This is a genomic window from Streptomyces bacillaris, from assembly GCF_003268675.1.
GTDB lineage: Bacteria > Actinomycetota > Actinomycetes > Streptomycetales > Streptomycetaceae > Streptomyces > Streptomyces bacillaris.
This window is the reverse complement of the sequence record NZ_CP029378.1, coordinates 3,661,962-3,675,319: the sequence shown is the minus strand read 5'-3', so window position 1 is coordinate 3,675,319 and position 13,358 is coordinate 3,661,962. Positions and strand designations below refer to the sequence as shown.

The window sequence follows — 13,358 nt, the reverse complement described above, 5'->3', positions numbered from 1 at the left end:
TCCGCCCCAGCCGCCCCGCCACCCACGACTTCGCGGAGGCGAGGACCAGGGCGACCGGGGCCGCCCACCACACCGGGACGTCGGCCAGCTCGACGACGGCCAAGCCGAGCGCGGCCTGCGCACCCGTCCACGCGGAGCGCTCCGCCAGGTCCAGCAGAAGCTTCTGCATGATCGTTTCTCCTCAGGTGTTGATGTCGACGTCGACCTTGACGACCGCGTCCCGGATCGCCTGCTGCACCACGGCCACCACGGTGGCCGTGTCCGCGCCCTTCCCGACCTGACCGGCCAGCGCCGTGATCGCCGCGGTCTGCGCCGTCACCGTCCGCTGGAGGGTGGCGACCTGCCCGTAGATCGCCCGCAGGTAGCTCGCCGCCCACCGCGTGGGCCGCGTCTTCCGGTCGGGCGCGGTGTCCGGCGCCTCCCACACCGCCTCCTGAACCGCCTTCTTCGTCAACTCCGCCACGGGGGCCTCTGTCGCCGTCGCGGTGGAGACGTCCACATCCCTGCGGCGACTGGTGGGAGTACATGGCCGTGGTGCTGGCAGGACTGGTGGCCCCGCCTCCGGCGGCGATTCGCGGTGGGGCCGTCAGGGTGTGGGGGCCCCGACGGAGAAGTGGTCGGAGCACCCTCTCCGATGGCGTAGAGTTGTGTTCATCGACGCGGGGTGGAGCAGCTCGGTAGCTCGCTGGGCTCATAACCCAGAGGTCGCAGGTTCAAATCCTGTCCCCGCTACTGAAGGCTCAGGCCCGGTACGCAGATCACCGATCGCGTACCGGGCCTGAGTCGTTTCCGAGGGTCCGGCCTCTCCGGGTTGACCTTGACGTTACGTAAAGATCTAGCGTTTCCGGCATGGAGTGGTCCATCCAGGAAATCGCCAGAAGAGCCGGCACCACGAGCCGCACGCTCCGGCACTACGGGGACCTCGGTCTCCTCGCGCCGAGCCGGGTCGGGAGCAACGGTTACCGCTACTACGACCAGGACGCCCTCGTCCGGCTGCAGCGCATCCTGCTGCTGCGGGAGCTGGGGCTGTCACTGCCCGCCATCAAGGACGTACTCGAAGGGCAGCGGGACACGGGGGCGGCGCTGCGGGCGCATCTGCGGTTGCTCGAGCAGGAGCAGGCGCGCATCGGGCGGCAGATCGCCTCGGTGCGGACCACTCTCCACAAGACGGAGGAGGGGCAGGAACTCATGGCCGAGGAAGTGTTCGACGGCTTCGACCACACCGCGCACGAGCGGGAGGTGACCGAGCGCTGGGGGCGTGCGGCGTACGAGGAGGGCGACCGGTGGTGGCGCTCGCTGGGGGAGGAGGGGAAGCGGGCCTTCCTGGACGAGCACGAGGCCATCGCCCGTGACTGGGGGCGGGTCCGGGAGACCGGTGCCGGGCCCGGCAGCGAGCAGGCCCAGGAGGTCGCCCGGCGGCACTGTGCGTGGCTGGCCTCCTCCGGGGGGACGGGCTCCGGGCTCACTCGTTCGTACGTCATCGGGCTCGGTGAGATGTACGTCGCCGATCCCCGCTTCGGGAAGAACTACGATCGCTACGGGGACGGCACCGCCGCCTTCGTACGGGATGCGCTGACGATCCACGCGGAACACCGGCTCTCCGACTGACCGACGGGGGCCGTCCGCACAAGGGCCCGCTTCCCCCTATTTGGCCGATGACGAGTCGCCGCACGGCGCGGCTCCGGGAAGCCTGGACGGGGCGCGGTACCGTCCGCAGCCGTGGCCGGACCGGGCAGGAGTGCACAGGTGGTGGGGATGGCGGAGAAGGGGCGCGGACGCTTGATGGGGAGCCTCGGTATCCCCGGGCGTGCCACGCCCGGCTCCACGGGGCGGGGGAAGCCGGTGGTGGCCCAGAGCCCCGGGACCCGGCGGTTCGTCCGGCTGCTGCCGGTGCTGCTGATCGGCGGCGGGCTCCTCTTCGACTCGCTGGCCCCGCCCAACTTCACCGCCGTGCCCCTGTTCGTGGCCGCGCCGCTGATCGCCGCGCCCTTCTTCTCGCTCGCCAGCACCATCCGTACGGGAGTGGCCTCGATCCTCTCCGTCATCGCGATGCGGCTCTCCGACGGGACCTCCACCCAGGTCGTCCCGGTCATCGAGATGATCACGGTGCTCACCGCCGCCGTCCTGGCCCTCGTCATCAACGGGGTCGTCCGCCGCAGCAACGAGCAGCTGGCCTCGGCACGGGTCATCGCGGAGACCGCCATGCGGGCCGTGCTGCCGACCCCGGCGGAGCGGATCGGCGGGCTCCAGGTGGCGGCGCGGTACGAGGCGGCGCAGGCGGACGAGTTCGTCGGCGGGGACCTGTTCGCGGTGGCGGACACCCCGTACGGCTTGCGCCTGGTCGTCGGGGACGTACGCGGCAAGGGGCTGGACGCGGTGGAGGCGGTGGCGGTGATCATCGGCGCGTTCCGGGAGGCCGCCGAGCAGGAGCGGTCCCTGGAGGGCGTGGCGCAGCGGCTGGAGCGGGCGCTCGCGCGGGAGGGGACGCGGCGGTACGGGCTGGACGCCATGGAGGGGTTCATCACCGCCGTCCTGGCCGAGATCCCGCCCGGTTCGGCCTCGCTGCGGCTCGTCAACCGCGGCCACCCCGAGCCGATCCTGCTGCACGCCGACGGGTCCCTGGAGGTCCTCGCGCCGAGCGTGCCCGCGATGCCGCTGGGGATGGACCTCGGGGTGTGGCCCGACCGGTCCGACGAGTGGGAGATGCCTCCCGGTTCGACGCTGCTCGCCTTCACGGACGGCCTCTCCGAGGCGCGGGACGCGAACGGCGTCTTCTACGACCCGGCGGCCCGGCTCCGCGGCCGGATCTTCCCCGGCCCCGAGGAGCTGCTCTCGGCGCTCACCGACGACGTACGGCTGCACACCGGCGGCCGCTCGACGGACGACATGGCGTTGCTCGCGGTGAGCCGGCCTGCGGAGGGGCAGCCGCCGCGGCGGACGACGGTGAAGATCGTGGGCCGGGGCGATGACACGGTGCGTAACTGAAGGGCGCCGCTCCGCATAACGTTTGACACACCGTCAGAAAAAGAGGTGTGGGTGAGGCGATGTCATGTTGTCCGGTTGAGGATGGTTGTTGCGGGTAAATCCCTGCCGCTGCCGTTAATGATCAACAGGAACAGCTTGGAATCGGGCCCACCTGTCTATTAACGTTCGATAACGCAGCGCGGTCGTCCCAGCCGTCGTCAGGACGGCGCCGTGCGCGAGCGCCGAATCCCGCAAGGGAACCGGGGAACCACCTACATGGGGTGAATCGGACGCCTGTGTCTCCACCGTGAGGCAGAGGGGCCCGTAGGAGACCTTCCTGCTCCGAACCCGTCAGCTAACCCGGTAGGCGAGAAGGAAGGAAAGGAGTGCGCCCACGTGGCGTCCAACCAGCCTGCCCCTGAGGCCCCGTCATCCCTGAGCGCCGACGCCTTCGGCGGCCCGGAGCGGACGTGGGAGGAGTGGAACCCCACCGCGGAGTCCATCCGTCCCGTGCGCGGCAAGCACCGCGTGGCCAAGCAGCGAGGGCTCGCCCGTAGCTCCACCGTCCTCGGGGTCGGCGTCATAGCGGCAGTCGGTGCGGGTGGCATGGCCACCGCCCAGTCCAAGCCGCCCGTCTCCATCTCCCTTCCCGATTCCATCGCGGACAACCTCCCCGACGCCAAGTCCCTTCCCGGCGTCGGGGCCTTCATGTCCGACGAGGCCGAGGCCGCCCCGGTCACCGCCGCCGCCCCTCTCACCTCCGCGGGCATCACGACCGCCGAGGCCGAGCAGGGCACCACCGACGCGGGCGAGGCCCTGCGCGCCCGGATCCTCCAGCAGGCCGAGCAGCAGCAGGCCGCCGCCGACGCCGAGGCCAAGGCCGCCGAGGAGAAGGCCGCGGCCGAGAAGGCCGCCGCGGAGGCGAAGAAGCAGCAGGACGAGGCGGAAGCCAAGGCGAAGGCCAAGGCCGCCGCCGAGAAGAAGGCGGCGGAGGAAGCGGCGGCGAAGAAGGCCGAGGAGGAGCGCCTCGCCAAGCTCCGCGCCAGCTACACCCTGCCCGCCTCCGGGTACACGATCACCTCGACCTACGGCCAGTCCGGCGCCATGTGGTCCTCCGGCCAGCACACCGGCACCGACTTCGCCGGAGCGGCCGGTTCGCCGCTCAAGGCCGTGCACAGCGGCACGATCACATCGGCCGGCTGGTCCGGTTCGTACGGCTACCGCACCGTCCTCCAGCTGGAGGACGGCACCGAGATCTGGTACGCCCACCAGTCCTCGATCGACGTCTCGGTCGGCCAGAAGGTCAGCACCGGCGACACCATCGGCCGCATGGGCGCCACCGGCAACGTGACCGGCGTCCACCTCCACCTGGAGGTCCGCACCGCCGGCGGCTCGGCCATGGACCCGATCGCCTGGCTGAACAGCAAGGGCCTCAACGTCTGAGACCCCGGTACGCCGTTCGCGTACCACCGCCCCTCGAAACCCCGGCAGCCCTGACGCTCACCCCCCGACGTCAGGGCTGCCGGTCTGTCCGGGGGCTTGGCCGTAGCCGTAGCCGTAGGTGTGGGGTCCGGGGCTGGGGGCGTGGCCGTGGCGGGTTCCGTGGCCGTGGCCCTGGTGCTGCGCGTAGCCGTACCCGTACCCGTACCCGTGGCCCTGTCCGTTCCCGTACGGCTGCGGCTGTCCGGTGCCGTAGCCCTGCCCTTGTCCGTACGGCATCGGCTGCCGGTACGGGCGCGGGGCGCTGCCGGTCATGCGGGCCGCGTGAGTGAGGGCCGGGGCCGCGATGTCCCGGCGCTGCCAGAGGTGGTGCAGCAACTCCCGCTCCCGGGCGGCGAAGTCCGGGCCCACCGCGTCATGGCGGGCGCGGCGGCGCAGCCCGGCGAGGGTCGTCGCGAAGGACTCGTACTCCGCGACCGCGCGGGCCGCCGCCCGGCCCCGGGACCGGTCCTGCCTGCCGTGCCAGTGGCGGGCCAGATCGCGGGCCATGCCCCGGGTCCGCATCGAGGAGAGCGCCAGCGGCTCGGCCGGGGTGAGCCAGCCGGCCGTGGCGTACGCGGGCAGTTCGGCGGCGAGCGTCCGCAGTTCGCGGCGGCGCCACCAGATCGCCAGCCAGGTCAGCAGCCCGAAGACCGGGACCATCACGACCGCGTACACCGCGTAGAAGCCGAGCCCGCCGAAGACCGCCGAACCGTTCCACAGGGCGTGCAGGCCCATCGCGGCCAGCAGGCCGAGCAGCGGCAGGGCGATCCGGCGGACCCGGTGGTGGCGGGCGCTGATGACCGCGAAGCCGAAGCCGAGGCCGGTGAGGACCGTGAACAGCGGGTGCGCGAACGGCGACAGCACGATCCGTACGAAGAACGTCCCCGCCGTCATCGACGCCAGGCCCGAACTGCCCACCTGCTGGTCCTCACCGAAGGCGTTGCCCAGATAGAGGATGTTCTCGGTGAAGGCGAAGCCCGTACCGGTGAAGCCCGCGATCACGATCCCGTCGACCACGCCCCGGAACTCCCGCCTCCGGAAGATGAAGATCAGCAGTACGGAGACGGCCTTCGCGCTCTCCTCCACCACCGGGGCGATCACCGTCGCCCCCCACGCGTCGGCGCTCGACGGGTCGGCGGTGGCGGTGGCTATCCAGCGCACCGCGAACGAGTTGGCGATGAGCGAGATGAGCGCGGCCGCGCACGCGCCCCAGGCGAAGGAGAAGAGCAGGTTGTGCCAGGGGGCCGGCTCGACCCGGTCCAGCCAGCGGAAGGCGGCCATCAGCAGCGGCACCGGGAGCACCGCCAGGCCGAGGCCGACGAGGAACCCCTCCGGGCCGGTCTCCTCGCGGACGAGGGCCAGGATCACCAGCCAGCAGAGCGCCAGCGCCACGATCACGGCCCCGGCCCGGAACACCTTGCTGCGCCACACCATGCCGACGCGGCGCGGCCGGTACTTCCACCGGCCGCGCTCCGGCACGGCGCCCAGCACCTCGTCGAGCCGCTGCTCGTCGTGGAGGACCGGGACCGCCGGCTGCCGCTGCTGGTACTGCACGGAACCGTCGGACACCCCTTGACCCTAACGAGGACCACTGACACCCGGCGACCGTGCATCCGGCCAGGACGGTTCGCTGTTCGGCCACCGTCGTCCGCCGTCCGGCCAGGAGGCGGTCCGCCTGGTGACGGCCTGTCCGGTGGCGGTCTGTCCGGCGGTGCGCCGGAGCGTGCGCGGTGGGCGGGGGGTCAGACGCGGGCGAAGAGCAGGTCGTGGACGACGTGGCCCTTGTCCAGGCCCTGGCCCTCGAAGCGGGTGAGCGGGCGGAACGCCGGGCGGGGCGCGTACCCGCCGTCGGCCGCCGTGTTCTCGAAGCGGGGGTGCGCGGTCAGCACCTCCAGCATCTGCTCCGCGTACGGCTCCCAGTCGGTCGCGCAGTGCACGATCGCGCCGGGCTTGAGCACCGGGGCCACCAGGTCCAGGAACTCGGGCTGGATCAGCCGCCGCTTGTGGTGGCGGGCCTTGGGCCACGGGTCGGGGAAGTAGACCCGCAGGCCGTCGAGCGACTCGGGGGCCAGCATCTCGCGGAGCAGGATCACCGCGTCGCCGTTGGCCACCCGGACGTTGGTCGAGCCCGCCTTGTCCGCGAGGCCCAGCAGGTTGCCCTGGCCGGGGGTGTGGACGTCGACGGCGAGGATGCCGGTGCCCGGGTCGTCGGCGGCCATCTGCGCGGTGGCCTCACCCATCCCGAACCCGATCTCCAGGACGACCGGCAGGCCGCCGAAGAGCTGGTCCAGATCGAGGACACGCTTGCCGTCGATGTCCAGGCCCCACGTGGGCCAGAGCCGCTCCAGAGCCTCCTGCTGGCCGGTGGTGACCCGGCTGCGGCGCGGCTGGAAGCTGCGGATCCGGCGCTCGTGGTGCGAGCCTGCCGGGTCGGCGGCGGGGCCGCCGGGGAAGCGGGGCTCCTGGCGCAGCCGACGGGCGCGCTCGAAGGAGGCGGCCCGCAGCGCGGCGGCCTCGTCGGCCGGGAGGTCGGCGGCGGTCGAGCCGGTCGCGGAGGCGTGGACCGTGGTGGCGTCGGCCGCGGGTGCGTCAGCCGCGTGCGTGTCGGTCACGGGCGTATAGCCCGCCGGCGCTTCGGCCACGGGGTCGGGCGCGTGCGTGTCGGTCACGGGCGTATCGTCGGCGGGCGCGTCGGTCACGGAGCCGGTCGCGGGTGGATCGGCCGTCGTGGCCTCGTCGGCCGTCCCGGAGACGGGGGCCGGTGCGGTGGTGGGGTTCAGGGGCTGCTCAGACACAATGCCCCGATTCTACGGCGGGCGGCTTCCACCCCGTCTCCTGAGCCCGGCGCAGCGCCCGCCGCGCCACCTCGCGCCCGATCGGCAGGGAGGCCGTCGCGGCGGGCGACGGCGCGTTGAGCACATGCACGGTGTGCGGGGCCTCGCGGATCAGGAAGTCGTCGACCAGCGTGCCGTCCTTCAGCACCGCCTGGGCCCGGACCCCCGAGGGCGACGGGCGCAGGTCCTCCTCCCGCACCTCCGGCAGCAGCTGCTGGACGGCCCGGGTGAAGGCGGACTTCGAGAGCGAGCGGTGCACCTCGCCCGCCCCGTACCGCCAGTGCCTGCGGGCGATCTGCCAGGTGCCCGGCCAGCTCAGCGTGGAGAGCAGGTCGCCGGGGCGCACCACCGGCCAGCCGTACCCCTCGCGGGCCAGGGCGGGGACCGCGTTCGGCCCGACGTGGACGGAGCCGTCGAAGCCCCGGGTCAGGTGGACGCCGAGGAAGGGGAAGGCCGGGTCCGGCACCGGGTAGACCAGGCCGCGCACCAGCTCCGGGCGGGCCAGCTCGTAGTACTCGCCCCGGAACGGCACGATCCGCACCCCCGGGTCGTCGCCCGCGAGCCGGGCCACCCGGTCGCAGTGCAGCCCCGCGCAGTTGACCAGGGTCCGGGCGCGGACCACCAGGCCCTCCGCCGTCCGCACCGCCACGCCCCAGGGGCGCCGGTCCACCGCGACGACCTCCGCCCCGAACCGCACGACGCCGCCCGCCGCCGTCACCTCGGCCGCGAGCCGGGCGGCGACGGCCGTGAAGTCGCAGACGCCCGTCGTGGCGACCCGGATCGCCGCGATGCCCCGGACCTCGGGCTCGTACTCCGCGATCTGCGCCGGGCCCAGCTCCCGCACGGGCAGTCCGTGCTCCCGGCCGCGCTGGACCAGGCCGTGCAGCCGGGGCAGCTCGGAGCGCTCGGTGGCGACGATCAGCTTGCCGGTGGTGGCGTGGGCGATGGAGTGCGCGGCGCAGAAGTCGGCCAGCTCGGCGGAGCCGCGCAGCGCGTACCGTGCCTTGAGGGAACCGGGGCGGTAGTAGATCCCGCTGTGGATCACTCCGCTGTTGCGCCCGGTCTGATGGCGGGCGGGGCCGTGCTCCTTCTCCAGGACCGTGACCCGGGTGCCCGGAGCGGCCCTCTGGAGGGCGTACGCGGTCGACAGACCGACGATCCCGCCGCCGATCACCAGCACATCGCAGTCGTACGCCGCGTGCGTCATCATCACGCCACCTCCCACCCCGATAGTGCACTGACCCACTGACAACGGGCTCAAACCCGATCCGGGCAGGGCGTGGCGCACACGGCGACCGGAGGCCGTGGCCGACGGCGTATCCGGCGGGGGCGACCGAAGGCGTGACCGGCGGGCGCCGCGAAGCCACCCGTCGGTCACCTCACCCCGGCCCCGGAATCCCCTCCGCTCCGGGCCCGGGCGTCCCCGCCCCCTCAGACCTGCGTCACCAGCAGCGGCCGTGCCCGTTCGCGCAGCTCGGCCACCCGGGGCTCGTCCCCGTACGGTTCCAGGCGGTGCAGCAGGTCGCGTACGTACTCGGTCGTGCGCGCCGAGGAGATCCGGCCGGCCACCTCCACCGCCCGGGTGCCCGCCGCGCACGCCGCGTCCAGGTTCCCCGACTCCAGCTCGGCGACGGCGGAGACCACGAGCCGGAGCCCGTGGCTGCGGACGAACTCCTCGGTGGGCCGGGAGAGGGCCTGTTCGGTGAAGCGGCGGACCTGGCGCGGGGCCTTCAGGTCGCGGTAGCACTCGGCGGCGTCGGCGGCGAACCGGTCGTAGCTGTAGAAGCCGAGCCAGGGCGGATCCGCGTCGCCCGCCCGGGACCGCTCCAGCCAGCTCTCGGCGCCCTTGAGCGCGGCCCCCGCCGCCGGCGCGTCGCCCGCCTTGGCGTGGGCGCGCGCCTCCACCAGCCGGAAGAAGCTCATGGTGCGGGCGGTCGCCAGCCCCCGGTTGCGCTCCACGGCGGCCTGGGCGAGGTCGACGCCCTCGTCGGCGAAGCCCCGGTAGGTCGCCTGGAGGGACATGGAGGCCAGCACATAGCCGCCGAGGGGGACGTCGGCGGCGGCGCGGGCCAGCCGCAGGGCCTGGATGTAGTAGCGCTGGGCGGCCTCCTGCTGGCCGGTGTCGAACGCCATCCACCCCGCCAGCCGGGTCAGCTCCGCCGCCGCGCCGAACAGCGCCCGGCCCACCTCGTCGGTGTAGGACCCCAGCAGCAGGGGTGCCGCGTCGACCCGTAAACACTCCGGGACCATGGAGGAACGCCAGTCGCCGCCCCCGTACTTGGAGTCCCAGCGGCGGGCGTCCTGGGCCGCCTCGCGCAGCTTCATCACATCGCTGTGGCCCACCCGCAGCGGCGAGGCGTCCGCGACGGACTCCGGGCCGGGCTGCACGGGCACCGAGCCGGAGCTGCTCTGCGCGCCCCCGGGTGTGTGCGGGATGTGTGCGCCACGGCCGTCCGGCGCGGACTGCGGCCCGCGCGGGCCGGGTGCGCCGCCGCTCTCCCGGCCACCGCCCCGGCCGCCGAGGATCGCCGCCTGTGCCGCCGTCGGGTCGCGGGCGACCGACGGATCGGCGGGGGTTATCAGCCAGCGGGACGCGGGGGTCGCATAGGCGCTCACCGCGAACGAACCGGCCAGCGACTGCCAGATCCCGCCGCCGCCCCTGCGCCCGGCCAGATCCAGCCGGTAGAGCTCGGTCGCCGACCTGACCGCCTCGCCCACGTCCCGGGGGAAGGCGAGGCCGACCTCCGGCGCGGGGTCCGCGTCGGCGAGCCCGATCTCGTGCAGCGGGACGGGCCGGCCGAGCTTGGCCCCGATCGCCGCCGCGATCAGATGGGGTGCCGCGCCCTGCGGCACCATCCCCTTGGCGACCCACCGGGCCACCGAGGTCTTGTCGTAGCGAAGTGTCAGACCGCGCTGTGCTCCGAGGTCGTTGACCCGCCGGGCGAGCCCGGCGTTACTGATTCCCGCGAGGGCGAGAACCGTGCCGAGCTTCTCGTTCGGCCCGCGTTGCTCCCTGGACATGCGCCACCCCTCGACACACAGACAGCCGCCGCGTCACCGAGGACGGCGCGCGGCATTCGTACCGATGCCTCCCCAGGTTCGAACCCTCGTACTCCGCCTGCACACGCATATGGCCGAGCCCCGAGGAATATGCCCCCCTGTCGAGAACACCAGTAAACACAGCGTAGTTCTCCCCATCCCGACCGTTAAGGGGCAGACGTCCGTATGGCGGGATTGTTGTCCGTGCGGTCCGCCGGGACCGCGCTCCGGGGGTGCGCGGGCCGGGCGGCGGCGTGCTCCTGGTGTGTGGCCGTGCGCCCGGCCGTGCGCTCTGGCCCGGCCCGTGGGGGAGGGGCTTGGCTGGGTACCGCGTGGGTCGGCCCACTGCACTGGACTCAGTGGGCTGGGGGATACCGCCGCTCCATTCCCCGCGGGCGGCGGACCGGTCCGGGAGGTGAGGCCCACCTCCCGGACTGTGCGTGGAGGCCCGCCGCGGGGGCGCGGACGGGTGTGCGCGGGCGGCGGAGCCTCATGAGAATGGCTGAATTACGACTGTCCGGTGACGGTCTGGCCAGCGGTCCGACTATGGCCGGATTTCGACCGCTCTCCTCGGGGTGATGACACGCGCTCCGGTCTCCCGGACGGTACGGTGTCGCGCGCGGCCGCCGGGTGTCCGGACGTCCCGAACTCCCGGAATCGGTACTTCCGTTGCCGGTGATGCGGTGAAGGCGGCGCGGCGCGCGGTCCCCGGCCTTTGCCAGGGGCGCATGCTCATCCGGCGTGCGCTGTCCGTACCCCCTCTCCTGTGGCCCTGTCGTGGCAGCATGTCCCGCAGCGGCGATGCGACCAGCACAGCGCGCCGCTTGTCCACAGCCTGTGGAGGCGGCGATGCGTTGGTTGGTGGGATGGAGCAGTATCGCCGCGAGCTTCGGCACCGTCGGGGCGGTCGGCAACAGCGGCGAGGGGCGCACGGTCCACCCGGTGGGCTCCCAACTCCTGTGGGGCGACCCCGATCCGCTCTGGGCGGTCGGTGACTGGCGCCCCGACGAGATCCGGATCATCGGCGTCGCCACCCCCGAGGGCGCCCCCACCACCCGCCTCGCCGTCCTCGGCTGCTGCGGCGCCACCGACGAGCAGTTGCGCGTCGGACTGCTCGCCGCGCGCGGCGGGGCGATGCGCCACCTCACCGCCTGGCCCGGCAGCTACACCGCCGTCGTCCAGATCGGCCGCCGCCTCACCATCGTGGGCGACCTGGCCGGCGCCCGGCCCGTCTTCCACACCCCGTGGGCGGGTGGCACCGCCTACGCCACCGCCGCGCTCCCGCTGGCCGACCTCATCGAGGCCCAGCTCGACATCGGCCACCTCGCCGCCCTGCTCGCCTGCCCGGAGACGCCGGAGGCGCTCGGCGACGGCACCCCGTACGCCGGGGTGAAGCGGGTCCCGCCGGGCCACGCGCTGATCCTGCGGGAGGGCTCGCGGGAGATCACCGGGTACGAGGCCGTCGCCTCCCTCGCCGTCGCCGCGCCCCAGGTCGACCCGGTGCACGCCGTGGAGGGCGTACGGGACGCGCTCGTCGAAGCCGTACGCGCCCGGCTCACCGCACCCCGCCACGCCCCCGAAACCCTGCCGCAGGACCCGGGACCGGTCCCCGGCATGGGCCCCGCCGACCGGCGCGCGGCCCGGGGCGCCCCGGTGGCGGGCATCGGCGCCGACCTCTCCGGAGGCAGCGCCTCCGCCACCCTCGCCCTGCTCGCCGCCGGGCTCCCCGGACTGCCCGGCACCCTCCTCGGCCACGGCACCGGGGCGGGGGAGCGGCTCCTCGCGGTCACCTTCAACGACCTCACCACCCGCGGCCACGAGGACGAGCTGGAGCGCGCTCGCGCCATCGCCGCCAACCCGCGCCTCCACCACGTCGTCGTCGCGGCGGGTGAAGAGGCCCTGCCGTACGCCTCGTTGGGCACCGGCCCGCTCACCGACGAACCGGGCCCCTCGCTCGTCGTCGCCGAGCGCCACCGCCGCCGCCTCGCCGCGGGCAGCGCCGACCATCTGGTGGGGCACGGCGCCCGGCAGGTGCTGGACGCCCACCCGGCCCGCCTCGCGGACCTCCTGATGGACCGGCGCCGACGCCACCTCCTGCGCCCGGTCGCCGCCCTCACCAAGGCCGAAGGCCCCTCGGCGCACTCGCTGTTCGTCCCGCTGACGGTCTACCGGGCCGCGCGCCGACTGGCCCGTACGTCGTACCGCACCGGCCTGGAGACCGCCGCCGGACTCCTCCCCGACGCCAACCGGTACGCCCCCGACCTCGCCACCCCCGCCGACGCCTCGCTCGCCGCCCTCGCCTGGTCGCGACCGGGTCCTGCGGCCCGCTGGCTGACGGGCGAGGCGCTGGCGGAAGTATCGGTTCGCCTCCAGGAGGCGGCGATCCGGCCCACCTCCGTCCAGCGCCCCGGCGAGGCCCGCGCCCGCGCCACCCTCGCCCGCGCCGCCGCCGACCACCGCATCCTGGAGCAGGCGGCCGAGATCCGCAGCCAGCGCCTGCACGCCCCGTTCCTGGACAACCAGGTCGTACGGGCCGCCCGCGCGCTCCCCGAATCGCTCCGGGTCCAGCCGGGCGCCCGGGCCGCGATCCTGCGCCGGGTGCTGGGCGGGGCGGGCATCCACGACCTGCCGCCCGGCTGGGGCGCCCCCTCCCAGGCCACCTCCACCGCCGTCACCCGCACCGGCCTGCGCACCGCGCTGCCCGACCTGATGGCCCTCTTCGACGCCCCGCTCCTGGCCGACGCGGGCCTGGTCGAGGCCCGTGTCGTACGCAAGGCCCTGCGGGCAGCCTCGGAGGGCGAGCCGCTCCCGCTGGACGGGCTGGCGGAGCTGGCCTCCACCGAGCTGTGGCTGCGGCGGCTGCTGGCCCGCCGGGGTACCTGCTGGACGGGCACGGCGGCACCGCGCCAGCGCGCGGTGGCGGGCGGAGTGGTCCCGTCCCGGCGCACGCTCCAGCCGTGACGTGAAACAGCCCCACCAGCTCCACCGGCCCGACCGGTCCTACCGCCCCCATCAGTCCCACGAGTCCTACGCAGCCGG

General features: G+C 74.0%; 9 protein-coding genes, 1 tRNA gene and 1 riboswitch. Of the genes, 5 read left to right on the top strand and 5 right to left on the bottom strand.

Features of this window, described 5'->3' with window-relative positions; genetic code table 11:
* Positions 1-181 precede the first annotated feature (181 nt).
* Positions 182-499: a hypothetical protein gene (locus DJ476_RS15655; RefSeq protein ID WP_112490803.1), complete on the bottom strand. Its 318-nt coding sequence runs from the start codon at positions 497-499 to the stop codon at positions 182-184.
* Positions 500-658: 159 nt separating this feature from the next.
* Here DJ476_RS15655 and DJ476_RS15650 point away from each other — a divergent pair.
* The 4 genes from DJ476_RS15650 (at position 659) to DJ476_RS15635 (ending at position 4,407) form a co-directional block, all read left to right on the top strand.
* Positions 659-732: transfer RNA gene (locus DJ476_RS15650), tRNA-Met, on the top strand.
* A 117-nt stretch (positions 733-849) separates the two neighbouring features.
* Entirely contained in the window at positions 850-1,608 is a 759-nt protein-coding gene (locus DJ476_RS15645; protein WP_103421200.1) for a MerR family transcriptional regulator, read from the top strand.
* Between the two features lie 147 nt (positions 1,609-1,755).
* A complete protein-coding gene (locus DJ476_RS15640) occupies positions 1,756-2,985 on the top strand; it encodes a PP2C family protein-serine/threonine phosphatase (protein ID WP_181006668.1) in 1,230 nt (409 codons plus the stop codon).
* Between the two features lie 209 nt (positions 2,986-3,194).
* Positions 3,195-3,349: riboswitch (cyclic di-AMP (ydaO/yuaA leader) on the top strand.
* A gap of 11 nt (positions 3,350-3,360) precedes the next feature.
* Positions 3,361-4,407, top strand: a complete 1,047-nt coding sequence (locus tag DJ476_RS15635) for a M23 family metallopeptidase (RefSeq protein ID WP_070200603.1) — start codon at positions 3,361-3,363, stop codon at positions 4,405-4,407.
* A 57-nt stretch (positions 4,408-4,464) separates the two neighbouring features.
* Here DJ476_RS15635 and DJ476_RS15630 read toward each other — a convergent pair whose 3' ends face one another.
* The 4 genes from DJ476_RS15630 to DJ476_RS15615 form a co-directional block, all read right to left on the bottom strand.
* A complete protein-coding gene (locus DJ476_RS15630) occupies positions 4,465-6,015 on the bottom strand; it encodes a PrsW family intramembrane metalloprotease (protein ID WP_112490802.1) in 1,551 nt (516 codons plus the stop codon).
* A gap of 173 nt (positions 6,016-6,188) precedes the next feature.
* Positions 6,189-7,241 carry a tRNA (guanosine(46)-N7)-methyltransferase TrmB gene (gene trmB, locus DJ476_RS15625; RefSeq protein WP_112490801.1) on the bottom strand — a complete coding sequence of 351 codons (1,053 nt, stop codon included), beginning with the start codon at positions 7,239-7,241 and terminating at the stop codon, positions 6,189-6,191.
* A complete protein-coding gene (lhgO, locus tag DJ476_RS15620; RefSeq protein WP_112490800.1) occupies positions 7,234-8,490 on the bottom strand; it encodes an L-2-hydroxyglutarate oxidase in 1,257 nt (418 codons plus the stop codon). The genes trmB and lhgO overlap by 8 nt, the downstream gene beginning before the upstream one ends.
* 221 nt (positions 8,491-8,711) lie before the next feature.
* Positions 8,712-10,301, bottom strand: a complete 1,590-nt coding sequence (locus tag DJ476_RS15615) for a sporulation protein (protein ID WP_103421204.1) — start codon at positions 10,299-10,301, stop codon at positions 8,712-8,714.
* An 867-nt stretch (positions 10,302-11,168) separates the two neighbouring features.
* Here DJ476_RS15615 and DJ476_RS15610 point away from each other — a divergent pair.
* Positions 11,169-13,280: an asparagine synthase-related protein gene (locus DJ476_RS15610; protein ID WP_107499812.1), complete on the top strand. Its 2,112-nt coding sequence runs from the start codon at positions 11,169-11,171 to the stop codon at positions 13,278-13,280.
* Positions 13,281-13,358: the final 78 nt, after the last annotated feature.

Bases quoted from the DNA above. Each gene is read 5' to 3' on its own strand.
- DJ476_RS15640 (WP_181006668.1), top strand. From the start codon at position 1,756: ATGGCGGAGAAGGGGCGCGGACGCTTGATGGGGAGCCTCGGTATCCCC.
- lhgO (WP_112490800.1), bottom strand. From the start codon at position 8,490: ATGATGACGCACGCGGCGTACGACTGCGATGTGCTGGTGATCGGCGGC.
- DJ476_RS15615 (WP_103421204.1), bottom strand. From the start codon at position 10,301: ATGTCCAGGGAGCAACGCGGGCCGAACGAGAAGCTCGGCACGGTTCTC.
- DJ476_RS15645 (WP_103421200.1), top strand. From the start codon at position 850: ATGGAGTGGTCCATCCAGGAAATCGCCAGAAGAGCCGGCACCACGAGC.
- DJ476_RS15610 (WP_107499812.1), top strand. From the start codon at position 11,169: ATGCGTTGGTTGGTGGGATGGAGCAGTATCGCCGCGAGCTTCGGCACC.